Annotated in this window: 17 protein-coding genes, 1 tRNA gene and 3 pseudogenes; 15 read left to right on the top strand and 6 right to left on the bottom strand. The window is 42.8% G+C overall.

Annotation, left to right across the window (positions count from 1 at the left end; translation table 11 throughout):
* Positions 1-176: 176 nt before the first annotated feature.
* Together HUX74_RS12770 and HUX74_RS12765 are read left to right on the top strand one after the other, a co-directional pair.
* Positions 177-1,331 (top strand): SPOR domain-containing protein, encoded by a 1,155-nt coding sequence (locus HUX74_RS12770; protein ID WP_119962315.1) that lies wholly within the window; start codon positions 177-179, stop codon positions 1,329-1,331.
* Positions 1,332-1,381: 50 nt separating this feature from the next.
* The gene (locus tag HUX74_RS12765; protein WP_119962316.1) at positions 1,382-1,915 is read left to right on the top strand and encodes an FHA domain-containing protein; all 534 of its coding nucleotides are present in this window, start codon (positions 1,382-1,384) and stop codon (positions 1,913-1,915) included.
* 108 nt (positions 1,916-2,023) lie between these two features.
* On the opposite strand, the pseudogene HUX74_RS12760 reads toward HUX74_RS12765, so the two are convergent.
* Positions 2,024-3,471 (bottom strand): annotated as a pseudogene (locus HUX74_RS12760) (tagaturonate reductase).
* A 39-nt stretch (positions 3,472-3,510) separates the two neighbouring features.
* Positions 3,511-4,572 carry a LacI family DNA-binding transcriptional regulator gene (locus HUX74_RS12755; RefSeq protein ID WP_174646783.1) on the bottom strand — a complete coding sequence of 354 codons (1,062 nt, stop codon included), beginning with the start codon at positions 4,570-4,572 and terminating at the stop codon, positions 3,511-3,513.
* Between the two features lie 233 nt (positions 4,573-4,805).
* On the opposite strand from HUX74_RS12755, the gene uxaC reads away from it, so the two are divergent.
* Complete coding sequence (gene uxaC, locus HUX74_RS12750) at positions 4,806-6,212, top strand: glucuronate isomerase (protein ID WP_117599642.1); 1,407 nt, start codon at positions 4,806-4,808, stop codon at positions 6,210-6,212.
* 42 nt (positions 6,213-6,254) lie between these two features.
* On the opposite strand, the gene HUX74_RS12745 is transcribed toward uxaC, so the two are convergent.
* Positions 6,255-6,944 (bottom strand): HAD family hydrolase, encoded by a 690-nt coding sequence (locus tag HUX74_RS12745; RefSeq protein ID WP_117599641.1) that lies wholly within the window; start codon positions 6,942-6,944, stop codon positions 6,255-6,257.
* 208 nt (positions 6,945-7,152) lie between these two features.
* On the opposite strand from HUX74_RS12745, the gene HUX74_RS12740 reads away from it, so the two are divergent.
* From HUX74_RS12740 to HUX74_RS12700, 9 genes and pseudogenes are all read left to right on the top strand, one after another.
* The gene (locus HUX74_RS12740) at positions 7,153-8,535 is read left to right on the top strand and encodes an MFS transporter (RefSeq protein WP_005825496.1); all 1,383 of its coding nucleotides are present in this window, start codon (positions 7,153-7,155) and stop codon (positions 8,533-8,535) included.
* A gap of 82 nt (positions 8,536-8,617) precedes the next feature.
* Positions 8,618-9,421 (top strand): MBL fold metallo-hydrolase, encoded by an 804-nt coding sequence (locus HUX74_RS12735; protein ID WP_025835841.1) that lies wholly within the window; start codon positions 8,618-8,620, stop codon positions 9,419-9,421.
* A 93-nt stretch (positions 9,422-9,514) separates the two neighbouring features.
* Positions 9,515-9,587, top strand: a tRNA-Lys gene (locus HUX74_RS12730).
* Positions 9,588-9,907: 320 nt separating this feature from the next.
* Positions 9,908-10,465 (top strand): NAD(P)H-dependent oxidoreductase, encoded by a 558-nt coding sequence (locus HUX74_RS12725; RefSeq protein WP_117964602.1) that lies wholly within the window; start codon positions 9,908-9,910, stop codon positions 10,463-10,465.
* Positions 10,466-10,603: 138 nt separating this feature from the next.
* A complete protein-coding gene (locus tag HUX74_RS12720) occupies positions 10,604-12,859 on the top strand; it encodes a bifunctional alpha,alpha-trehalose-phosphate synthase (UDP-forming)/trehalose-phosphatase (RefSeq protein WP_174646782.1) in 2,256 nt (751 codons plus the stop codon).
* 5 nt (positions 12,860-12,864) lie between these two features.
* A pseudogene (locus HUX74_RS12715) lies at positions 12,865-14,655 on the top strand (glycoside hydrolase family 15 protein).
* Positions 14,656-14,851: 196 nt separating this feature from the next.
* Positions 14,852-16,348: a 4Fe-4S binding protein gene (locus HUX74_RS12710; protein ID WP_174646781.1), complete on the top strand. Its 1,497-nt coding sequence runs from the start codon at positions 14,852-14,854 to the stop codon at positions 16,346-16,348.
* A 21-nt stretch (positions 16,349-16,369) separates the two neighbouring features.
* Positions 16,370-17,770: an aldo/keto reductase gene (locus tag HUX74_RS12705; protein WP_174646780.1), complete on the top strand. Its 1,401-nt coding sequence runs from the start codon at positions 16,370-16,372 to the stop codon at positions 17,768-17,770.
* 1 nt (position 17,771) lies between these two features.
* Positions 17,772-18,188, top strand: coding sequence for a DUF1893 domain-containing protein (locus HUX74_RS12700; protein ID WP_005825513.1), 417 nt, complete (start codon positions 17,772-17,774; stop codon positions 18,186-18,188).
* Between the two features lie 24 nt (positions 18,189-18,212).
* On the opposite strand, the gene HUX74_RS12695 is transcribed toward HUX74_RS12700, so the two are convergent.
* Positions 18,213-19,913: a lipid A phosphoethanolamine transferase gene (locus HUX74_RS12695; protein WP_117599626.1), complete on the bottom strand. Its 1,701-nt coding sequence runs from the start codon at positions 19,911-19,913 to the stop codon at positions 18,213-18,215.
* Complete coding sequence (locus HUX74_RS12690; protein WP_117964606.1) at positions 19,900-21,093, bottom strand: BamA/TamA family outer membrane protein; 1,194 nt, start codon at positions 21,091-21,093, stop codon at positions 19,900-19,902. The genes HUX74_RS12695 and HUX74_RS12690 overlap by 14 nt, the downstream gene beginning before the upstream one ends.
* Positions 21,094-21,395: 302 nt before the next feature.
* Between HUX74_RS12690 and HUX74_RS12685 the strand changes: the two are divergent.
* The 3 genes and pseudogenes from HUX74_RS12685 to HUX74_RS12675 all read left to right on the top strand — a co-directional run.
* Positions 21,396-22,276: pseudogene (locus HUX74_RS12685) on the top strand (NAD(P)/FAD-dependent oxidoreductase); the annotation flags it as partial.
* A 56-nt stretch (positions 22,277-22,332) separates the two neighbouring features.
* The gene (locus HUX74_RS12680; RefSeq protein WP_117599739.1) at positions 22,333-22,770 is read left to right on the top strand and encodes a DoxX family protein; all 438 of its coding nucleotides are present in this window, start codon (positions 22,333-22,335) and stop codon (positions 22,768-22,770) included.
* 137 nt (positions 22,771-22,907) lie between these two features.
* Positions 22,908-23,462 (top strand): DUF3332 domain-containing protein, encoded by a 555-nt coding sequence (locus HUX74_RS12675; protein ID WP_117599624.1) that lies wholly within the window; start codon positions 22,908-22,910, stop codon positions 23,460-23,462.
* A 78-nt stretch (positions 23,463-23,540) separates the two neighbouring features.
* On the opposite strand, the gene HUX74_RS12670 is transcribed toward HUX74_RS12675, so the two are convergent.
* Positions 23,541-25,850 carry a BamA/TamA family outer membrane protein gene (locus HUX74_RS12670; RefSeq protein WP_117964607.1) on the bottom strand — a complete coding sequence of 770 codons (2,310 nt, stop codon included), beginning with the start codon at positions 25,848-25,850 and terminating at the stop codon, positions 23,541-23,543.
* Positions 25,851-25,920 lie beyond the last annotated feature (70 nt).

Genomic DNA, 25,920 nt, shown 5'->3' with positions numbered 1-25,920 from the left:
CTATTATTGACAAGCATAGCTAAACGGTACAAAAGTAGAAAATTTTCCGGTAAAAATCCTTTCTCTTGCCCAAAAACCTTTTTTAATGCATTTTCAATGTGCAGTGTTCATAATTTGTTGATAAGAAAAAAGCTCTGAAACTAGCGTATATCCGATATTTCCGCTACTTTTGTGGCATGATTGAATTAGCACAGCACATAGAAGTATTGTTATTGGAGAACGATTGTGTCATTGTTCCCGGTTTGGGAGGATTTGTAGCCCATTATACTCCGGCAATGAGAGTAGCAGAAGAGAATGTTTTTCTGCCCCCTACTCGTATTATCGGTTTCAATCCTCAACTGAAGATGAATGACGGCTTACTTGTACAATCTTATATGGCTGTCTATGATACTGATTTTTCTGATGCTACGCGGATTGTAGAAAAAGAAGTGGCATATATATTCACTGCTCTCCATGAAGAAGGTAAGGTGGATTTGCCCAACATTGGCGAATTGCGTTACTCCATTCATGGTACTTATGACTTTGCTCCCTATGACCACAAGATAACCACTCCTTACTTATATGGGCTGGATAGTTTTGAAATGCAGGAACTGGCGGAACTGAAGAAACCGTACATGGAAAAGACCATCCGTTATTCTGTTCCAGTTGTGCCGGAAGACAAAAAGCGAAGGGTTGAGATTAAATTCAACCGTTCCTATTTGTCGAATGCGGTTGCCATGATTGCAGTGGTTGCCTTGTTTTTCTTTTTGTCTACACCGATAGAGAATACGGAAGTGGTTGAAGGAAATTATGCGCAATTACTTCCGAATGAACTTTTTGAGATGATAGAAAAGGAATCCCTTGCCATTAATCCGATTGTTGTTAGCCGGAAGGCCGACACTCCGAAAGCGTCGGCTCAAAAAAACACGGGGCAGAAGGCAAAGAAAAAGGTGGTTCCGGTTGCTGTAAGAGAGGTTAAGGTAGGCCAAGCTAACGCGCAGAATGCTCCGGTTGTTTCTCAGCCTAAGCAGCAGGCGGCAGAAGTGTCCTCTTCAGCATCTGCAACAATAAAGAGCGAAGTTCAAAAGACAACGGCAGGGACTGTTGCTCCGTCACTTGTCTCTGCAAAGAAATACCACATCATCATTGCCAGTGTAGGTACTGAGAAGGATGCCGAAGCAATGGCAAAGCAACTGATTGAAAAAGGTTATCCTCATGCAAAAGCAATCGTTGGAGATGGTAAAATGCGTGTCAGCATTGAGTCTTGTGGCACAGAAACAGAAGCATATCAGGCATTGAACAGAGTTCGCCAAAATGAAACGTATAAGAACGCTTGGGTATTAAAGAAGTAGAAAGTAATCTACCCTTGCTTTATTTTTTAATTCTTTAATTTTTAACTATCATGAAGCGTATCCGTTGCCCCAAATGTGAGAATTACTTAACATTCGATGAAACCAAGTATACCGAAGGCCAATCACTGGTCTTTGTATGTGACCAGTGTAAGAAGCAGTTCAGTATCCGTTTAGGCAAATCAAAGATGAAAGCCCCTCAAAAGGAAGAATGTCCGGATGAAGCGGAGTTTAAAGAGGCTTTTGGCAGCATCACGGTCATTGAGAACGTGTTTGGTTTTAAGCAGGTACTTCCATTGCAAGAAGGTGACAATATCATAGGCCGGCGTTGCGTGGGGAATGTTATCGATGTGCCGATTGAGACTTCGGATATGAGTATGGACCGGCGTCACTGTATCATTAATGTAAAGCGTAATAAGCAGGGAGTGTTGATTTATACCTTACGCGATGCTCCCAGCCTGACGGGAACTTTCCTTAATAATGAAATTTTGGGTGACAAAGACCGTATTCGCATTGAGGATGGAGCCATTGTAACTATTGGTGCCACTACTTTTATATTGCGGGCAGCAGAGCAGGAAAGCCTTTAGACAAAAAAGAAAACTGTGGCTTAATTATTTCCCATCAAATGTGGTATAAATAAAGCAGACCGTATAAAAACTCCTTTTGTACGGTCTGCTTGTTTAAAATCATAGGAATTAAAGAATACCTTTTACTGTTTCCTGCATGCCTTTTTCTTGGATGGATTTTAAGAAGCAGGTAATCATGTCTGTCAATCTTGGAACGGTATTCAAGTCTCCGTGTTCCCCCCAGATAAGGTCTTTGGCTGCCAATACGCCTTCTGACACTTTGCGGGTATCCCCCGTTGCCCAAAGGTCTTTCAATAACTGCATGATTTCGGGAGCATCATTCGGGATGATTTCTGTGCCGTCTGCGCGGGTACCTCCTTTGTAGTACGTGATGATGGCAGCCAGTCCCAATACCAGACCTTTCGGCAGTTCTCCTTTACGTTTCAAGTAGGTTTTTAGGCCAGGAAGGTCACGGGTTTGGTATTTAGGGAAAGAGTTCAGCATAATACTGGTTACGGCATGGTCAACAAACGGATTGTTGAAGCGCTCCAATACATCTTCTGCAAACTTTTTCAATTCGTTTTTTGGCAGGTTCAACGTTTCCATCAGCTCGTCAAACATCACTTTATGGATGTATTGTCCGATTATAGGATGCTGGCAGGCATCGCGTACAATATTTACCTCCGACAGATAGGCTACTGGAGACAATACGGTATGAGGTCCATTCAGCAAAGTTACTTTTCTTTCGTGGTAAGGTTCTTCAGAAGGAACAAACAATACATTCAGTCCGGCTTGTCGGCAGGGAATTCTTTGGCGACTTCTTGCGGAGCCTCGATGACCCATAAATGGAAAATTTCAGCCTGCACTACCAGATTGTCATTGTACTGTATCTTTTCTTTTATAGCGGCAATGTCTTTGCGGGGGAATCCTGGAACGATACGGTCCACCAGTGTTGCATACACACCGCAGGCTTCCTCAAACCAAGCTCTGAACTCATCACCCAATTGCCATAATTCAATGTATTGATAGATTGTCTCCTTCAACTTGTGGCCATTCAGGAAGATGAGTTCGCAGGGGAAGATAATCAGTCCTTTGCTCTTGTCGCCGTTGAATGTCTTGAAGCGGTGATACAACAGCTGTGTCAGTTTGCCCGGATAAGAAGACGCCGGTGCATCTGTCAGCTTACAAGCAGGGTCAAAGGCTATACCAGCTTCCGTCGTGTTGGAAATGACAAAACGCATTTCCGGTTGTTCGGCCAGTTTCATGAACTCGTCGTTTTGAGTATAGGGGTTTAAGGCACGGCTGATTACATCTATCATAGTCAGACTGTTGATGGTTTCTCCTTTATCCAGACCTTGCAGATTTACATGATAAAGGTCATCCTGGGCATTCAGCATGCCAACCATACCTTTATCAATGGGTTGGACCACTACCACATTGCTGTTGAAATCGGTCTTTTGATTCATGTTATAAATAATCCAATCCACAAATGCACGAAGGAAATTACCTTCGCCAAACTGGATAATGCGTTCCGGGCGTTGTGCTTTGGGAGCAGTTTCTTTGTTTAATGCTTTCATTTAAAAAATGATTTAAATGGTTGATATGTAATTTTTTGATTATTCAAACTCAAAGTAAAAGTCTATGTTTTCCTTCATCAATATGTCGATGGGCATGTATTTCACTGCAGTGACCGGTCTTTTAAATATCACGTGGTCGCATAAAGTCTTCACGCCACAATAGCCTTGCAGGCCTGGGCGTTGACCGATGAGAAAGGTTACTTCACCGGTTTTCAGGAACTCTGTATTTTTGTGTAAAAGGTCATATCCCACAAGTCCTGCCAACTTCTGCCCCTTTTCGTGTAGATAACTTGCCACCTGATAAATACGGGAGTTAAAAACAGCTCCCAGTACGGCTTGGGGATGTTCTTTAAAAAAAGCATCCAACATCCGTCTGTTGCCGTCAGTATCTTCCTTGCACAACACAATGTCATGGATAGTCAAATCCTTATGTTCCTCGGAAAGGTATTGCATGAACCCCTCGAGGCGGCGTTGCATCTGGATTTCTGCCGGATTGTTTTTCTGATTGTTCAGGAATAACACAAGCTCCTGCCCTTTTTCATAGCTACGCATCAGAATCTTGGCAGCAATGTATCCGCTGGTTTTGGAATCTTGTCCGATATAACATAAGGCATGCGTCTGTTCAATATTGAAGTCTATGAATGCATAGGGAATATCCGCTTCCTCCAAATAAGTAGTGAGTTCTATAGTCTCCTCTCGGAAATTTGGGGCAACAAGTACGGCGTCGGCATTTTCCTCCCGGAGCACAGCACATGCTTCTTTATAGGAGGATTTGTCCGCATGTCGATAGTAGAGATAGCTAACTCCAACATTGAACGGCCGTAATTCTTGTGCGGCACGGTCAATTCCCGCTGCTACAGCATGCCAATAATCATGTTCTATATAATAAGGTATAATGCAGACAATATGATAGCGCTTTTTAGCCGCCAGCCCGATGGCAAACATATTGGGATGATAATCTATCTCGTCGAGTACTTTCTGGACTTTTTCTCTACTGGAAACGGATACGTCTCCGCGGTTGTGCAGTACGCGGTCTACAGTGCCGGCAGAGACGCCGGCCATGCGTGTGATGTCTTTAATGGTATAGTTCTTGTTTTCCATCTTGAGGTATGCTGCCTAAGGCGGTAAAGGTGAGACATCTGAAGCTTAAATATTATAAATATTCGCCGCAAAGATACGAATTATTTTGTTCCTCCAAGTAAAATTTCTACTTTTGTGTTCGATAACGGTTAATAAAACTAAAAATAGATATATCACCTATTAGCTTTACAATCAATACTATATAGGTATAATAGACGAAAAGTAATATTTTTATACACTTAAAACACAAGAAGATGAAGAACTTTATGGACGGGAACTTCCTGCTGCAAACGGAAACAGCACAGAGGTTGTACCACGAGCATGCGGCGAAGATGCCGATTATCGACTATCACTGTCACCTGATTCCCCAAATGGTGGCAGAAGATTACCAGTTTAAGTCGTTGACTGAGATTTGGTTGGGAGGTGACCACTACAAGTGGCGTGCGATGCGTACCAATGGTGTGGACGAACGTTTCTGTACCGGTAAGGATACTACAGATTGGGAAAAGTTTGAGAAGTGGGCCGAAACGGTACCTTATACTTTCCGTAATCCGTTGTACCACTGGACCCACCTTGAATTGAAGACCGCTTTTGGAATCGATAAAATTCTGAATCCTCATACGGCCCGTGAAATTTATGATGAATGTAATGAGAAGCTGAAACAGCCTGGATATTCCGCCCGTGGCATGATGCGCCGTTATCATGTGGAAGTGGTTTGTACTACAGATGATCCTATTGATTCCTTGGAATACCATATCAAGACACGTGAGAGCGGCTTTGAAATCAAGATGTTGCCTACTTGGCGTCCGGATAAGGCAATGGCGGTGGAAATTCCTGCCGATTTTCGCGCATATATAGAAAAGTTAGCCGAAGTGAGCGATGTGGCTATTTCCAGCTTTGACGATATGGTTGCTGCCTTGCGTAAGCGTCACGATTTTTTCGCGGAACAAGGATGTAAACTGTCTGACCACGGAATTGAAGAATTCTATGCCGAGGATTACACGGAAGCTGAAATCAAGGCCATCTTTAATAAGGTATATGGCGGTGCAGAACTGACGAAGGAGGAAATTCTGAAGTTCAAGTCAGCCATGCTGGTTATATTTGGCGAAATGGATTGGGAGAAAGGTTGGACACAACAGTTCCATTATGGTGCTATTCGCAACAACAATAGTAAGATGTTCAAACTGTTAGGTCCTGATACCGGTTTTGATTCCATTGGCGAATTTACTACAGCAAAAGCTATGGCTAAATTTCTCGATCGCTTAAACTCCAATGGTAAGCTGACCAAGACTATTCTTTATAATTTGAATCCATGCGCCAACGAAGTCATTGCTACTATGCTGGGCAACTTCCAGGATGGTACGGTTGCCGGTAAGATTCAATTCGGTTCCGGTTGGTGGTTCCTTGACCAGAAGGATGGTATGGAAAAACAGATGAATGCCCTTTCTGTACTGGGCTTATTGAGTCGATTTGTTGGTATGCTGACCGATTCCCGTTCTTTCCTCTCCTATCCGCGTCATGAATATTTCCGCCGTACATTGTGTAATCTTGTAGGCCGTGATGTAGAAAATGGTGAAATTCCTATTTCCGAGATGGAACGCGTAAACCAGATGATTGAAGATATCAGCTATTATAACGCTAAGAATTTCTTCCAATTCTAAAAAGCAATAGTAAGCTATAAGTTATGCAGTTTCACCCATAACTTATAGCTTATCTAATATTCCTTTGATACTATCCAATCGTATAAAATTGGGATGTCGTATTTCCCCTTCATGTTGCTCGTATGCCCAAGTCACGTGGTATGGTATATGGGCAGCGTATCCCCCAAGTTCCAATACCGGAAGTATGTCTGATTTTACAGAATTACCTACCATCAGGAGTTTTTCAGGCGGACAGCCCAATGTATCAATCAGCCTCTGGTAATCATCGATTTTCTTGTCACTCATAATTTCGATATGATGGAAATATTCTCGCAGTCCGGAAGCTTCTATTTTTCTTTTCTGGTCGAACAAGTCCCCCTTAGTGGCCAACACCAATTTATATTTCCCATGAAGTGACGATATAGTCTCCTTTACGCCTTCCAGCAGTGTGACCGGTTTCTGCAGAAGCTCTTGTCCCCATCCTATTACTTCTTCTATAAGACGTATACTCCCGTTTCCGTCTGTCACTTTGCAGATGGTTTCAGTCATACTGAGCATTATGCTCTTCAGCCCATAGCCATACATATGGAGATTCTTCATTTCTGTTTCAAAAAACCTTTGTGATATGGATGAAGCAGGTAGATATTGTCTTAAAAGGTTACAGAATTTGTGCTCGAACTCCTGAATATAAAGTTCGCTTTCCCACAGTGTGTCATCAGCATCAAAAGCTATGAATTCGATTTTATCTTTCATGAATGGTCGTTTTTATAAAAGCGCCCAAAGATACGGAGTATTCTATATAAATGAAAATATAAATAGTGATAAATGGGAAGTTAATATCTTGTCTGCAACTTATTAATATTGTGTTTGCAGAAAATTAATATCTTGCAAACACGATATTAATTCCGTATTTTTGCACTTATTTTTTCATTTAATACATAAATTTTAATCGTACAAAAGGATGATGACATCACCCCAACCCGCTTCCAAAGGCTTCAGCAGAGCTTTTTGGGTAAGCAGTACAGTAGAACTGTTCGAACGCATGGCATATTATGCTGTATTTATAGTTCTTACCATTTATCTTTCCAATATTTTAGGTTTCAATGATTTTGAGTCAAGCATGATTTCCGGTCTGTTTTCGGGAGGGCTCTATTTGTTGCCCATCTTTACGGGCGCATATGCCGATAAGATAGGTTTCCGAAAGTCGATGATTATTGCTTTTTCACTGCTTTCCATCGGGTATTTGGGCTTGGGATTGCTTCCCACCCTACTGGAAGCAGCCGGTCTGGTGGAGTATGGTGAGACAACCCGTTTTTCCGGATTGCCGGATAGTAATGACCGTTGGATGATTATCCCCGTATTGTTTGTTATCATGGTAGGAGGCTCGTTCATCAAGTCTATCATATCGGGATCGGTGGCTAAGGAAACAACAGAGGCTACCCGTGCTCGCGGCTATTCCATCTTCTATATGATGGTGAATATAGGAGCTTTTACCGGAAAAACGGTGGTCGATCCTCTACGGAATGTTATCGGTGAGCAGGCTTATATTTATATTAATTACTTCTCGGCTGCCATGACGGTGCTTGCATTATTGGCTGTCGTCTTATTGTATAAATCGGCACATACAGCAGGTGAAGGGAAAAGCATGCGTGAAATTGGGCAAGGTTTTCTGCGTATTATCACTAATTGGCGTTTGTTGATTCTTATCCTCATCGTAACCGGCTTTTGGATGGTGCAGCAACAGCTCTATGCAACTATGCCCAAATATGTCATCCGTATGGCGGGTGAAACAGCCAAACCGGGGTGGATAGCCAATGTAAACCCGTTTGTAGTGGTTTGCTGCGTAAGTTTTATCACCCGGTGGATGGCAAAGCGCACAGCTATTACTTCTATGAATATAGGCATGTTTCTTATTCCGGTATCGGCATTGCTGATGGCATGCGGTAATTTGCTGGGCAACGATATTATTTCCGGCATGAGCAATATTACTTTAATGATGGTGCTTGGTATTGTTGTGCAAGCTTTGGCAGAATGTTTTATCTCACCGCGTTATCTGGAGTACTTTTCTTTGCAGGCCCCCAAAGGTGAAGAAGGTATGTACCTCGGTTTCAGTCATCTTCATTCATTCCTCTCTTCTATTTTCGGGTTTGGTATTGCGGGGGTGCTTCTGACAAAATATTGTCCTGATCCAGTCTTGTTTGAAACCCGCGAAGCGTGGGAAGCAGCCAGTGTCAATGCACATTATATCTGGTATTATTTCGCTGCTATAGGATTGGTTGCAGCAATAGCATTATTCGTTTTTGCCAAAACTACCGAATTCATCGACAAAAAGAAGAAGGCATAAGGTTTATATATTGCATACTTTTTGTATATTTGCCGTCACTTTTTTTTAAAGCGACGGCTTTTTTGTAATTAAGGAGATTAGGATGAAAGTAAAATTTATAAGCCTTGCCAGTGGAAGCAGCGGCAACTGTTATTATATAGGCACAGAAAAATATGGAATACTCATCGACGCCGGCATTGCAGTACGGACGATAAAAAAAGGACTGAAAGAAGCAGGTATCAGCATGGAAATGATACGTGCGGTATTTGTTACGCATGATCATGCAGATCATATTAAAGCGGTAGGCGGATTGGGTGAGAAACAGAATATTCCTATTTATACAACTGCCCGGATTCATGAGGGTATCAACCGGAGCTATTGCATGACAGAAAAGTTATATTCGTCTGTCCGTTACCTGGAAAAGCAGCAACCTATGCAGTTGGAAGATTTTCATATCGAATCTTTCGAGGTACCTCATGACGGTACGGACAATGTGGGCTATTGTATTGAGATAGACGGAAAAGTGTTTGCTTTTCTTACAGACCTTGGTGAAATCACTCCTACGGCCGCAGAATATATCAGAAAGGCCAATTATCTGATATTGGAAGCCAACTACGATGAGGAAATGTTACGCATGGGTACTTACCCACAATACCTAAAAGAACGGATTACCAGCCGCACCGGACACATGAGTAATATTGCTACTGCTGAATTTCTTTCGGAAAATATGACGGAACATTTACAGTATATTTGGCTTTGCCATTTGAGCAAGGACAACAATCATCCTGAATTGGCATATAAAACAGTGGAATGGAAATTAAGGGAAAAAGGAATTATCGTAGGAAAGGATGTACAGTTGTGTGCTTTGAAGCGTACTACTCCTTCTGATTTATACGAGTTTGAATAAAAAATCCCATTTCATCGCAAAAAATACCCCGTTTTGTTTGCACGAATAAAATAAAAGGACTACTTTTGCACCCGCAAACAAGAAATAAGGAATGCACTCTTAGCTCAGTTGGTAGAGCAACTGACTCTTAATCAGTGGGTCCAGGGTTCGAATCCCTGAGGGTGTACTTAAAAAGGAACAATATGTTCCTTTTTTTATTTATCTTAACAAGAACAAGCTTTGATGGGTGTAAGCTCCTTATACGGGATCACTAGTAAATCTATATGGGGATGATACATTATTTTTCGTTAGTCCGCATAATAAATTTTTCAGAAGTTTGTTTTTTTATACCTTTGCCCTCACCCGCTTGCCGCCTCTTTCGTCACATTCGAAAATATATGTCAGAAAATGAAAGTAGGAAGAAAACTTTTATTTCCTCCTACTCGTATATCTATATTTTGTATATTTGTACACACATCAATGATTTTAAACTAAAAGAAAAACAATATGGATAAAGATTCAAAGCAAGTAGTGGTTCTTCTGACACATCCCAATATAAAAGAGTCGCGAGCTAACAAGGCATTGATGGATGCTATTAGTGACATGGAAGAGGTGGCCATATACAATTTATATGAGATGCATGTGGAAGATGCTTTTAATGCAGAGATATGGAGCACTATCATATCGCATGCATCTGCGCTTGTATTTCAGTTTCCGTTCTATTGGATGTCGGCTCCTTCTTTATTGAAGAAATGGTTGGATGAAGTATTTACATATCTGGCAAAAACTCCTGCTGTGGCTGGTAAGACATTGATGGTGGTCACTACTGCCGGCTCTGAACATGATGCTTATAGAAGCGGAGGAAGAAATCGTTTTACGGTGGATGAGTTGTTAAGACCTTATCAAGCAAGTGCTGTACATGCCGGAATGGTATGGCAAACTCCTCTTGTAGTCTATGGAATGGGGACCTCGGAAGCTAGTAAAAATATAGCAGAAGGGATAAATTGCTATAAGCAAAGAATTGAAGCATTGGTGAAGAAAGACATTTCCAGTGATAATTGGTAATAGTAGGACCATATCGAAATGGAACATCTTTTTCATTTTTGAATGTTTGTTTTTCTCTTCATATTTTTCTAAAATCCTGATTTTAAGCAATAAATAAAATATTGTATGAGTTGGCATATTTCTTGTGTTAACTCATACATGAAACTTTATATTATATCAAACAGATTACCCGTTAAGGTTACCAAAGAGGATGAAACGTTCGTGTTTTCACGAAGTGAAGGCGGACTGGCTACCGGTTTGGACTCACTTCAGATTTCCTACGAAAAACATTGGATTGGATGGCCTGGAATATGCGTTGACAACGAAGATAGTAAAGAGGAAATCACTTCTAGATTGGAAGGAATAAATTTCCACCCAGTATTCTTGTCTGAAACACAGATAAAGAATTATTATGAAGGCTATAGTAATAGTACTATCTGGCCATTATGTCACTACTTTTTTGTTTATACGCTGTATCGGAACTCTTTCTGGCAATCGTATCAGGAAGTGAACCAGTTGTTCTGCGATGCCATTTGCCGCGTGATACGTCCAGGTGATAAGGTGTGGATTCAAGACTATCAGTTAATGCTGCTTCCCGGAATGCTTCGGAAGGTTTACCCGGATTTGAATATCGGATATTTCCATCATATCCCTTTTCCTTCCTATGAACTTTTCCGGATATTACCGGAACGTGCAGAAATCCTGAAAGAATTATTGGGTGCTGACTTTATAGCTTTCCATACTCATGACTATATGCGGCATTTTATCAGTGCTGTCGAACGGGTATTGCGTATTGACTTTAAACTGGACGAAGCACAACTCGGGAATAGAGTAGTTAGGACCGATGCTCTTCCTATGGGAATCAACTACGGACTGTATCACAATGCTTCTTCCAGACCGGAAGTACGGCGGGCGATAGACCGTACACGGAAATTTTTCGGAAATCATAAGTTGATTCTTTCTGTAGACCGCTTGGATTATAGCAAAGGCATTCTGCACCGTTTATGGGGATTTGCTGCCTTTTTAGAATGTCATCCTGAATATTGTGGAAAAGTTACATTGGCAATGGTCATTGTTCCATCACGTGACCATGTAGATAGTTATGCTGAGCTAAAAACCAAGATTGACGAAGAAATAGGTTCTATAAACGGACAGTATTCTACGATGGACTGGACTCCGGTTTGCTATTTCTATCACGGTTTTTCATTTGAAGAACTGGTGGCAATGTACTATATAGCTGATGTAGCTTTGGTAACTCCACTTCGTGATGGCATGAATTTGGTTGCCAAGGAATATGTAGCCTCGAAAAATAATAATCCGGGTGTTTTGATTTTGAGTGAAATGGCAGGTGCAGCTATTGAGATGACGGATGCATTGTTGATTAACCCCAATGACACTGAGGAGATAAAGCTGGCCATTTGTCGGGCTTTGGAGATGCCCGAACAGGAACAACTGAAACGCTTGCAACACATGCAGAAAATTATTTCCGTACAAACGGTTAATAAGTGGGCGGCAGACTTTGTAAGTGAATGGAGCGATACGTGCCGTAAGAATGAACAGCTTCGTAAGAAAAGGATATCCGCCGGTATTATTGGTGCCATCAAAATGAAATATAACCAGGCTAAGCAACGGCTTATCTTGCTGGATTATGACGGAACGTTGGCGTCGCTCAAGACACGACCGGAAAATGCTAAGCCCACCCCTGAACTCATTGCCACATTGCAGAAGCTGGTTTCCGACCCGGCCAACCATGTTGTTGTGAATAGTGGTCGCGACCATTTTACTTTAGAAAAATGGTTGGGAAATTTATCTATTGCAATGGCTGCGGAACATGGTGCTTTCTATAAGGAAAATGGCATCTGGCACAAAAACATAAACAAAGCGGAATGGAGTTCCGGATTGGTGTCCATCTTGAAGCTTTTTGTCGAAAAGACGCCTCGTTCCCACCTTGAAGTCAAGGAAACGACTTTGGCATGGCATTACCGGGAAAGTGATGCATGGTTAGGAGCTTTGCGGGCACAGCAACTTATCAATGTGCTGGTTAACATCTGTATACAGCAAAAGCTGCAAATCATACAAGGAGATAAAGTGGTGGAGATTAAGTCTCCCGATTATAATAAAGGTTCCGAAGTGAGACGCCAGTTGGAAAAGAAACATTATGACTTTATCATAGCTATGGGAGATGATACTACGGATGAAGATATGTTCAAAGCTTTGCCGGTGAATGCAGTGACAATCAAGGTGGGATATGTGTCGGAGGCAGCAAGCTATAATATGCCATCACAAACGGAAGTCCTGCCTTTTCTTCAAATTCTGGCGAACAAGAAAGACATGAAACAACCCATTGGCGAGAATGTCAAAACGAGCTTGAAAGGGGTATTCGATTTTTTCAGAGACTTGTTAAAAACAAAATAGTAAAAATGAGTAATTTAAATTATGGGGTAGTAGGCAATTGTCGGACTGCCGCACTTATATCCGAAAAAGGCAGCATAGACTGGTTGTGTTTTCCCGATTTTGATTCTCCGTCTATCTTTGCATCACTACTTGATCGGGAAAGAGGAGGAAGTTTTGGATTTGACGTTACAGAAGACTATCATATCTCACAATCTTACGTTCCTCACACTAACATATTGTCTACTTCTTTTTCTTCGAAAGAGGGAGAATTTGTCGTACTTGATTACATGCCTTATTACCGTTCCTGCGAAAATGCCCATTATCTTCCGGCAGAATTGTATCGATATGTGAGGTGGATAAAAGGTAAGCCCCGTTTCAAAGTAAACTATGTCCCTGCTCCCAATTATGCGCAAGGTAAAGTGATTCATAATGTCACTTCTGAATTTATAGAAAGCTATTGTTCTTCTGATAATAAAGATAGACAATATTTGTATTCTTCCCTTCCTTTGTAGAACATCGAACAGAAAAAAGAAATTATATTGGAAAAAGATGAGTTCTTTCTTTTGTCATACAATGAAAAGGTCATTCCGGTGGATATTGAACGGGAAAAAATTGAATATTGCCGTACTTTGGTTTATTGGCTTAATTGGACCAACCGTACTAAGAAATATTCTCTCTATAATGATGTGATAGAAAGAAGCATGCTGGTTTTGAAACTGATGTCTTACTATAACGGAGCCGTACTGGCCGCCCTTACTACCAGTTTGCCTGAATCCGTCGGCGAAGTACGTAATTGGGATTATCGGTTCTGTTGGTTAAGGGATGCCTCCATGTCTATCGAAACTTTGTTCCAGATAGGCCATATAGGAGCAGCAAGACGTTTTATGAAGTTCATACAGTCCACTTTCGTATCCAAGCACGAATCCTATCAGATAATGTACGGCATTCGGGGAGAAAGGCAGCTGACCGAGATTATTCTGGAGCATTTGTCCGGATATAAGAATTCCAAACCAGTACGGATAGGTAATGATGCTTACCATCAAAAGCAGAATGACTCGTTCGGTTATCTGATGGATTTGATTTACCAGTACTATCGGCTGATGCCCGGTACATTAGACGAAATAGAGGATATGTGGGAAATGGTAAAGAGCATTCTTTCCACGGTAATGGAAGATTGGAAGAAACCAGATAAGGGGATATGGGAAATCAGAGGAGAAAGCCGCCATTTTGTTTCATCCAAAGTGATGTGTTGGGTGGCTTTGGACCGTGGTGCAAAGATAGCTTCCATGCTCAATAAATACGGTTATAGTGAACGTTGGCAAAAGGAAGCTGACAAGGTATGGCAGGATGTAATGACATATGGATGGAAGGAAGAACTTCAAAGTTTCTCGCAGACTTATGATAATATGGCAATGGATTCCTCTTTGCTGTTGATGGAACCTTACGGTTTTATTGCAGCAGACGATATCCGATACCATAAGACAGTGAAGGCTGTGAAAAAAGCTCTTTTGCATAAGGGATTGATGTACCGGTATAACAGCGAAGATGATTTCGGGCTTCCTTCTTCGGCTTTTACCATTTGCACTTTTTGGCTGATACGTGCACTTTTTGTTATCGGAGAAAAGGAAGAAGCCCGTTGTTTGTTTGATGATGTTCTGACATATTCCAATCATTTGGGGTTATTCAGTGAGGATATTGATTTTAATACGAAGGAACAACTGGGGAATTTTCCACAAGCTTATTCGCATTTAGCATTAGTCAATACGGCTATTCTGTTTGCAGAAGAAAATAAGAGATTGGCTTTTATCCGGCCGTAACGAGGAGGGGAACTTAATTAATACTGCAAATGGGAGCATTTTGTATTTGTCCTTCTTTCTTTCGTTTTTAATTCCATTGAATGATGATACCTTTCTTTTTTTATGTATTTTTGCATAAATAAAATTTCACTATTTCGGCAGTTGTTTTGTACTCATATCGCTGATATAGTTTAGGAACTCAAAATAAAGGATTATCATGTTACGGAAGATTAGACTGACTTTTGCAATGATTTGCTTTGTACTCATCACCTTGTTGTTCCTTGATTTTACGGGAACGTTGCATGGGTGGTTCGGCTGGTTGGCCAAAATCCAGTTTTTGCCGGCTGTATTGGCGCTAAATGTGGGAGTGATATTGTTTCTTGCAATTCTCACTTTGGTATGCGGGCGTATCTATTGTTCTGTGATTTGCCCCTTAGGGGTATTTCAGGATATACTGGCATGGCTGGGCCGGCAACCTAAAAAACGCAGGAAGCTTCCTTACTCTTATTCTCCGGCCTTATCTTGGCTGCGCTATGGCGTATTGGGTGTGTTTATCATTGCTTTGATTGCCGGAATTGGTTCATTGGCTGCTCTACTTGCACCCTATAGTGCATACGGACGTATTGCCAATAATCTTTTTCAACCTATATGGCAATGGGGCAACAATCTGCTTGCTTATTTGGCTGAACGGGCAGACAGTTATGACTTTTATGAAACGGATGTATGGTTGAAGAGCCTGCCGACTTTTATTATTGCTGCCGCTACTTTGGCTGTGCTTGTTGTTCTGGCCGGACGCAACGGACGAACCTATTGTAATACGATTTGCCCGGTAGGAACGGTCTTGGGCTTCCTTTCACGTTATTCGCTTTTCCGCATCACAATAGATTCGGAAAAGTGCAACCAATGCAGTCTTTGTTCACGCAACTGCAAGGCAGCCTGCATCAACTTTAAGGAGCATCAGATTGATGCAAGCCGGTGTGTGGTTTGCATGAACTGCATTGAGAAGTGCAAGCATGGAGCCATTTCCTACAAGTATCATCCTTTCGGCAAACCTGCTGCGGGCAAGGCTAATTCGGAACAGATAAACGAAACCCGCCGCAGTTTTTTCACAGCAACGGCTCTGGTTGCAGCCACTTCTGTTTTAAAAGCGCAGGAAAAGAAAGTAGACGGAGGACTGGCAGCCATTGAGGATAAGAAGATTCCCGAGCGAAGCACTCCCCTCACTCCTCCCGGCTCATTGAGTGCCCGCAATATGGCGCAACACTGCACGGCCTGCCAGCTCTGTGTGTCGGCATGTCCCAATCAGGTTCTTCGTCCTTCTGCGGACTTAAGGAAATTGATGCAGCCGGAAATGTCATACGAACGCGGCTATTGCAGACCGGAATGTACAAAATGTTCGGAGGTATGTCCTACAGGAGCTATCCGCCCAATAATCAAAGTTGATAAATCATCCGTTCAGATAGGGCATGCCGTGTGGGTAAAGAAAAATTGCATACCACTGACAGATGGTGTGCAGTGTGGCAACTGTGCACGCCATTGCCCGACGGGAGCCATACAAATGGTGCCGAGTATACCTGAAGACAAGGATTCTCCAAAGATTCCGGTAATCAATGTGGAGCGCTGTATCGGCTGCGGGGCATGCGAGAATCTTTGTCCGGCCCGTCCGTTCAGTGCCATCTATGTGGAAGGGCATGAAAGACATCGGATTATATAACAAAGTAGAATTTCTATAAGTATGGAAGAACATCATAAAAACAATATGAACCGTCGTGATTTCTTGAAGATAGTGGGGATTACAGCCGCCACATCTACTGCTGCCCTCTATGGATGTGGTTCTAAGGAAGGGAGCAGTGAAGGTAGTAAAGCGTTGGGTCCCATTCCGACGGATAAAATGACCTATCGTAGTTTTCCCGGTTTGGGGAGTGACAAAGTTTCTATTTTAGGATATGGTTGTATGCGCTGGCCTACCGTTCCTGCTCCGGATGGAAAAGGGGAAATGATAGACCAGGATGCTGTGAACGAACTGGTGGATTATGCCATTGCTCATGGTGTGAATTATTTCGATACGTCTCCGATGTATGTACAAGGATGGAGTGAGAAGTCTACGGGAATAGCTCTGAAACGCCACCCGCGCGAATCGTTCTATCTTGCCACCAAACTATCCAATTTTCATCCTGATACCTGGACTCGCGAGGGTTCCATTGCCATGTACCGTAAGTCATTCGAGGATATGCAGGTGGACTATATAGACTACTATCTGCTACACATGATTGGTGGCGGTGGCATGGAGCAATTCCGCAAACGCTACATAGACAACGGTATGATTGATTTTCTTGTCAAGGAGCGTGAAGCAGGACGCATCCGCCGTTTGGGATGGTCGTTCCACGGCGATATCGAAGTCTATGACTATGCCTTGCAGATGCATGACCGTGGTGAAGTTCATTGGGATTTTGTACAAATACAGTTGAATTATGTGGACTGGAAACATGCTTCGGGCAGCAACTTCAAGGCAGAGTATCTGTATGACGAGCTGGCCAAGCGTAAGATCCCTGCTGTCATTATGGAGCCTCTGCTGGGTGGGCGGCTCTCCAATGTCCCCGACCATATTGTGGCACGGCTGAAGCAGCGCGAACCCGAACGCAGTGTGGCGTCTTGGGCATTCCGTTATGCCGGTTCTCCCCAGGATGTACTGACAGTGCTGAGCGGCATGACTTATATGGAACATTTGCAGGATAACATCCGTACTTACTCTCCATTGGTACCACTCACAGAAGAAGAAATTCAGTATCTGTATGATACGGCAGATTTGATGATGGAGTACCCCACCATACCTTGCAACGACTGCAAGTACTGCATGCCTTGCCCGTATGGAATTGACATTCCTGCCATCTTGATACATTACAATAAATGTGTCAATGAAGGAAATGTGCCGGAAAGCAGCCAGGATGAGAATTATCGGAAAGCACGCCGTGCTTTTCTCGTAGGATATGACCGAAGTGTACCCAAACTGAGACAGGCCGACCATTGTACCGGGTGCAACCAGTGTTCTCCGCATTGCCCGCAAACGATTGATATTCCCAAAGAACTGCATCGTATTGACAAATTTGTAGAACAGTTGAAACAAGAGACTTTATAAAATGGAGAGTATCATTGACATACTGCACAAGGGAGGATACTCTTGTGTTATGAAGAACCGGGAGGAAGTCCGTACTTTCACCCAACGGGGAGTAGCGGATTTGTATGATTTGTACCAGGCAGATTCTGCATTTATGAAGGGGGCTGCCATTGCCGATAAGGTTATAGGGAAAGGTGCCGCTGCTTTGATGGTACTGGGAGGCTTTAAAACGGTCTATGCCGATATAATCAGCACTCCTGCGCTGGCATTGCTGTGCGAAGCAGGAATTGAAACGACTTTTGCCCAAGAGGTTCCCCATATCATTAACCGTGACAAGACCGGCTGGTGCCCGTTGGAGACGGCTTGCATGGAGCTGAATACGGTAGAGGAGATGTATCCGGTGATTCAGAATTTTATATCAAGAATCAGGGCAAAATAGCAACAGCCTGCTCTCTTTCCCTGATTACCTGATGCCTTTCTCTTCCAGCATCTTGAAGTCTTCCTTGAGCATACCGACATCATCCAGTGTGCGGGCTTCATTGTGGTCGTTCAGATAGACTCTGGGTCTTTCGATAAACAGAGCGCTGGTGACAGATAAAGAGTCATTCCGGTATGGGGTCTCCACTCCACCTATTTCCAGCATTGTCTGGAAGAATGAGGCACTGGAAGATACATTCTTCTGCCTATTGGCTTGTGCGGCCTCCAATAACGATGGGTATCTCTGCCGGTAGTTGTCGGACATCCAAATAAAGAATGGCACATGTATCTGATAATAGGAAGGTACCGGTGAGGCATGCAGAAAGAGATGCCGGTTGTCATCGAAAATATCTTCTCCATGGTCTGAAGTGTATATCAAGGCAGAATTGACATGTTGTTTTTGAAGCATATCTATCAGACGAACCAGAAAATTATCCGTGTAGCGGATAGAATTATCATAGGCATTGATCAGGTTGTCTTTGTATTTCACTTCCGCGTCAACGGGCATGTCCGGCAGGAAGAAAGCCTGCTCTGCCGGATAGCGCTCTTTATAATTGAAATGAGAACCGTAAGTGTGGAGGACTATAAATTGCCTGGAAACTCCTTTGCCCAGTTCTTTTGCTACCAGTTTCAACAGTTTGTCATCAGAGGGGTTGTAATTGGAATCCCCCACATCTTCTTTAATGAAATCATACGTGTCGGCTTCTTTGCCGAAGAAATCTATAAATGAGTGGTTATAGCGCTGGTTCGAGAAAAAGGCGGTCTGATAACCGGCTTCCTTGAATGCTGTGATAATCCCTTTTTGATAATAGATGGAATCAAAACTGGAAGCACTGACCGGTGACAGCAACATCGGAACACTCTTGTGGGTGGTGTTTGATTCTGTCAGCACATGGCTGAAAGCTGTCAGTCCGCCAATGCCCGACAGTCCCGGGTTAGTTTCCCGTTCATAGCCGTACAAAGCCCAGTTGCATGCCCGTGAGGTTTCTCCCACCACCATTACATATACTTCCCTTTCATCAGCCTGATGAGTACTTCTAGCATGAAAGGTAAAATCTTTAGAGGTCTTGTGATAATTCCGCGTTTGGGCCGTCCGTTGAAAGGCAAGTGCTATGTTGTAGCATACGTTGGCAGGATACAGTTCGGATTTCAGCTCATACCGGTCATCTGTCAAATAAGCACTGCCTAAGGATAATATTCCGGCAGACAGCACATACAGAGTGCGACGGCGAGCTTGCCGGATGAATGCTTCGGACAGTCTGCGTTTGTGTACAATGGATATGGTTGCCAGAATTAATGCAGGTATATAGAGCACTACCACAATAACGATGGCAGGTATCAGATTGTCCAGCAGTTCCAGCGCCTCGCTTGAATTGGTTGTCACCAGATTCAGAAACATATCCACTGCGATAATGGACTGACCGAAAAGATATAGTAATACAAGCTGGAAGGCTCCGAAGAAGATGAACGGAAATAGCAGCCAGAATGTCCTGCCACAGTTTCTCGACCAAGCCATTACAGCATAATATATAGAAAGGGGTAGCAGGATATTACATATCTTTGCCGTCCATGATATGGGTTCTGTAAAGCATAGCACTACATTGGGCACTATCAGAATGACCAGAAACAGATAGAACAAATGTTCCTGATTGTCGAACCATTTTTTTATGTCTCTAAAAAGCTTCATTGATATTGAATATAAATCCGGTCTGGTGTTTGCCAAAACCTAAATCCAAACGTACGTTTACTCTCTTTTTGAACTCCCAGCGGTAGCCGAAACCATAATTAGGAAGAATATGCCTGGCCTCCAATTCCGAGAAATTCGGGAATATGGTTCCCGCCCCTACCCATACGGCAACTCCATTTCGCTTCCATACATGTTGGCGTAGTTCCAGCTGGGCATCCATTGCACACTTGTCACGGTAGCGTCCCTCATAATAGCCACGCATAGAATAGGAACTTCCCAATGTTGCCATCAGTCCCCAGGGCGGATTTCCGTAGTTCAGCAGAGTATGGAACTGGCCTGCCAACACCCCACCCTTCCACACGGACTGGTAATAGCTGGTCGTCAGTTCCGTATTGCTGAATGCGTATTTATTTCCCAAAAAGGCCGGACTGAAGCGCTGGTCTATCCGTAGGTAATATCCTTTATAGGCATTTGTCAGAAAATCGCGTGAATCATACAACAAGGAAAACCCCAAGCTCACGTTGGTGCTGTGCGCTTTCATTCCTTTCCATAATTCCGGTTTTTCAAAGTCATGCCCATACACGTAATCAAATGCTGTCATTGAACCGATATAAAAGTTACGTGCCATCCGGAACATGAAGTCCACCTTAACCTGCGCTTGAAAGCGATCGTATTCACTCTCATTGTCATCATTGGCTCCATTGTCATATCCTTGTCCCCAGTAAAGGCTTGGGAAAGAATAGAAATACAGATTGTAGTTCAACCGGTATTTGTCTTGGGGAAACAGATGGTTTCCACGTACTCCCAGCAAATAGAATCCCACCGTGGAGACATCCCCATACAGAGAGACATTGGACGGAGGGAGAATACTATCGTTCCGGTCGGTACGGTAGAGTCCTGCCGCCACCAGTCCGATTCCAAATTTGGTGTCACTGGAATAATGAGGCCCGCCTATAATGCTGAAATCAAATTTTTTGTTTTTCTTTTCTTTGTTGGCATCGTTGAAGTAATTCAAAATTTTTTCGAAAAAACTGCGTTTCTTGAGAAGCGAGTCTATCGGATACGTAGAAATTGAGTCCACAGAGTTTTTTGCTTCTGCAGGGTGTGTTTGTGCATGAACAGCCGTTTCTGTAATCAGCATCAATATTGGTAATATCCATTTTGTCAATTTAGTGTCCATTTGCTTGTAGAAAACTTCCGTGGCAAAGTTTGTTTTATGTTCTTCATTACAACAATGTTACCCTTCTTTTTGTTTCCTATTTTTCTCTTTTATGTTCATTTCTACATTGCATGTGGGGTTCACTCTTTTTAACCACATCATTTATAGAGCTTTCCTCAGTTATACTGTTATTTTAATATTACAAAGAACAACATGATATTGAATTAATGAAAACAGCAATAAACATTCTCGATAAAGAGAGGCAGAAACGATGGGTAATCGTAGGCGGTGGCTTCGATGGATTAAAGCTAGTACGAAAATTGAATACTTCGGAAGCCTTGTTCAACCGAACCAGATATTGGACAGCTTTGAACAGGCCCAGAGTACCGGTAATAAAGAAGAGCACAGGCGTCTGATGACCTTTGCCATTGTAGGTGGTGGAGCTACGGAAATAAAGTTGTCCGCTACTCTGGCCGAGATGAGAAAGTTTGTCCTTTCTCAAAACTATCCAGGCTTGAATATCAATGAGAAGCGTATCATCTTGTTGGATGGCTCTTCCAGGCTTTTGTCTGCCTTTTCTGAAAAGTCTTCCAAAGAAGTGACTGATTATCTGAAGAAGCATGATGTGGAAATTAAATTGAATCAACGGGTGATGGGATACGAGAATTATCAGTTGGCATTGAATGATGGGACCGCAAGCAATACCAAAAAAAATGTATTCTGGGTGGCCGGTGTCAAAGCAAACAGCCTTCAAGGATTGCCTGCCTATGGACCGGGAAACCGCTTGAAGGTGGACACTTATAACCGTCTTTCTCAATATCCCAATATTTTCGCTATCGGGAATACGGCCCTTATGATTTCTGAGGAGTATCCCAAAGGACACCCGCAAGTGGTGCAACCAGCCATCCAGCAGGCCCGCAACTTGATAAGGAACTTGCAGCGTGCAGAAGCAGGCCTGCCGCTGCAACCGTTTATATATCAAAACAAAGGCTCCATGGAGACCATTGGCCGCAATCATGCCGTAGTCGAGCTTAAGAAGCTGCGTTTTGGAAGTTTTCCGGTATGGGCTGTGTGGCTGTTCATCCATTTGATGAGTATTGTGGGTGTAAAAAATCGTCTTTCCATCTTCGTAGACTGGATGTGGAGTTACTTTACCTATGACCTGTCTTTACGGATTATCATCAAACCCTTGAAGCGGCAGTAAACTTTTATTGAGTAATATTTGTTATAGTTCATATACGAACTTAAAAATGAATGAATATGTTAAAACGACTTTTATTTCCCGTCAAACCGGACGGAACGGCAACATCTGCTATGCTATTAATTGCAAGAATTGTATTCGGTATATTATTAATGAACCACGGTATCCAGAAGTGGACTAACTTTCAAGAGCTGTCGGCTGTTTTCCCAGACCCATTGGGTGTAGGCAGCCCGCTGTCTTTAGGATTGGCTATCTTCGGTGAATTGGCATGCTCCATGGCATTCATTATAGGTTTTCTCTATCGTTTGGCTATGATACCAATGGTGTTTACAATGGCTGTTGCCTTTTTTGTAATTCATGGCAATGACCCGTTTGCCACGAAAGAGCTGGCTTTTGTGTACCTGGTAGTGTTCATATTGATGTATATCATAGGCCCGGGCAAGTTTGCCGTTGACCGTTGGATCGGAAAGGCTCTTTCTCAAAAAGCTCATAGATAGACACTTCTGTTTTACTGAAAACAGATTTTAAGCTCAAATAGGATGTATTTTCGTAAAAAATCCTATATTTGCGGATGCTTAAAATAACTCAATGAGCTATAAAGCTATTAAACACAGTAAAATAAAAAAGAGTGATTATGAAAAAGTTCAATTTGAAGATGGCTGCGACCGTAATGATTTGCGGCTCGTTTCTTTTCAGTTCTTGTATCGGTTCTTTTGGACTGCATAGTAAACTGGTCAGCTGGAATCAAGGTATTGGTACCAAGTTTGTAAACGAACTGGTTTATCTGGCATTCAATATTGTCCCGGTATATGGCGTTTGCTATCTGGCCGATGCATTGGTCATCAACTCCATCGAATTCTGGAGTGGTTCAAACCCTATGGCCAGCATTGGTGATGTAAAGAAAGTGAAAGGTGAAAACGGTGACTACCTGGTAGAGACACTTGAAAACGGCTATTCTATCACCAAAGAAGGTGAGACCGCTTCTATGGAACTCATTTACAACAAAGAGTTGAATACTTGGAATGTTGTTGCCGATGGTGTCAGCACAGAATTGCTGCAAATGAACAATGACGGCACTGCACAAATGACCCTTCCGAACGGTGAGGAAATGACAGTGACACTGGATGCCCAAGGTGTGGCTGCAGCACGTCAAGCGACAATGATTGACAGCTATTACGCCTTTAAGTAATGGGATAATGGATAAATGATAATGGGTAAATGTATATGCTAATTATCCAGTATCATTTATCCATAGTCATTTATATTTTTAGAACGGATATCCCACAGCAAAGTGGAAAGCAAAATCGCGGCTAAATTTAGGATGAATAATGGGATAACGGTCTTTTTTCTTCTCGTAAGCTGGATTGATTGCTTTCATACCTCCGTCGAAACGCAATACAAAGAAATCTAAGTCAAGACGCAGTCCTAAACCATATGCCAAAGCAATCTGCTTATAGAACTTGTCAAATTTAAACTGACCTCCCGGCTGGTCTTTATAATCCCGTATTGTCCAGATATTCCCGGCATCTACAAAGAGAGCCCCTCTGAATTTCCAGAATAACCGTGTGCGGTATTCAATGCTGGCATCCAGCTTGATGTCTCCCGACTGGTTCATGAAGTTATTATCGCCGGGGAAAGAACCGGGCCCCAAATCACGTACAGACCATCCGCGCACACTATTGGCGCCACCGGAAAAGTAGCGTTTTTCAAATGGAAGCATTGTTGCATTGCCGTATGGAATGGCGATACCGACACCAAAATGAAATGCCAATGAATTGCGGTTGTCAATGACCAGGTTCTTGGCAAAGTCAAAATCGCCTTTCAGGTATTGGGCAAAAGGAATGTTTAATAAAGTGTATTCTCCCGATGCATTCTTCTTCATTCCTCCGAGCTTTGCCACAGCATACAACAAATTGCCCGCTGATTCAAAATTGAAGCGGATGGTATAGGAATTTCCGATGCCGGAATTATTCATCAAAGCCTTTCCGGCACTGTTATAAATATAGCTATAGCCGGTGCGGACAATAAAACGGTCTTCATAATTATATTTGAGGATGTAGTTCTCGTCTTTCTCCAGATAATCCTCTTTAAATCTCTGGTCTATGCTGGGCATGTACAGATAATTGATGTCCAGTAAATCAATGCGATGCTGCGAACGCTGTTGTTGTACTCCCCATTTGTAGCTCCATCCGGCAGACGCCACAATACGTGTGAATTCAGGCCGCATCTGGTAGTTATATTGCAAGCCGAATTCTGTAGTAGCCCTTATCCTCCGTTTGAAATCGCTGGATACAAAGGGAAACATGAACTGTGGAAAGTTGATAGTTGCTTCCGCACCTAATTCTATATAGTCTTGATTTAAGGAGCTCTGCAAACCAGACACAGCCTCGTATGCCCCACGTAGCTTGAACATGAATGTTTCGGAACCTTTGAACATGTTGCGGTGCTGAAAAGCCACTGAAGCGGCAGCTCCCAAGTCGCCGGCAGAGTTTGTGCCTTCCACTTCAAAGGATACGGACTGATGCTTGCCTCTGGTCAGCATCACATAGGCGTTGAGCTTTGCACTGTCACTCTGCTGTACTTCGAAAAAACGGATGTTGGTGTATTTCAGGGCTTGCAGGCGTCCGTAGTTGGAGTAGGTGCGCTGCACGTTTTGCTCATTATAGAGAGTTCCCGGAATGATGCGCAGATTGTTGGTCAGCACTTTGGGACGCAGATAAAGCTTGTCTTTGTAGTAGATGGGGAATCCTTTGTAGTGCAATGAATCATTTACCTCGATGCTGTTCAAGGCAGATGCCTGCAACACATTATAGTCTGTAATGAAACTCACTTTATTGATAGTGTACTGTTGGTGATTCTGCGGTGTATCCTCGTTGTGCTGCTTGTATGGAGCCAAATGCAACGTCAAATCTACCAGGTAAGAATTGCGGACAGTATCTGCGGTATAAGAGATGTACTCTTTATTGAACTTATAATATCCGTTCTGAAGCAGTTTGTTCGTGATACGCTGACGTTCTGCATCCAATACATTGACATCAAAATACATGCCTTCGGATAAGAGGGTTACTGCAGAATCCTGCCGCATGTATTCCTTTATTTTACTGTCCCGGATATCATATTTCAAGGTACGCACTTTATAGGGTTTGCCGGTTGTCACCTTATAGACTAACCTCATCTTTTTCTTTTTGACTTGGCGTATCGGTTCCACCAGAGCACCCATATAGCCCATATTCTGCACAGCTTTAGTGATCTCTTCCCTGGTCCGATTGGTTTCCTCCTCACTGTATATGACAGGAGCATCCCCTAATTTCCTCAATGTACGGTTTATCCAGCGTGTAGAGTCCCGTCCGGACCAGTTGTAGACATACAACTGGGTCTTTATCAGACTGAACCACTTCGCATTGGGATTCTGGCGGATATACATGGAGAGATTAGATGGTTTTACTTCCTTATTGTCAGTATGTATACGCACTTCATCCAGCAAATACGAGCCGTCCGGCACATATTTGGTAGAAGAACAGGAAGCCAACAAAAGTACGATAGTAGTAAGTATCGCGTAGCGGAAACCTTTATCCATACCGAGTCATTAATTGCGCATAAACAGCTACAAATATACTTGTATTTTTTTGTTCCCGAAATAAAAAACG

This window comes from Bacteroides sp. Marseille-P8574 (assembly GCF_902825465.1).
GTDB lineage: Bacteria > Bacteroidota > Bacteroidia > Bacteroidales > Bacteroidaceae > Bacteroides > Bacteroides uniformis.
Note: the sequence above shows the minus strand (reverse complement) of the source record. Positions and strands in the feature narration are given on the sequence as shown.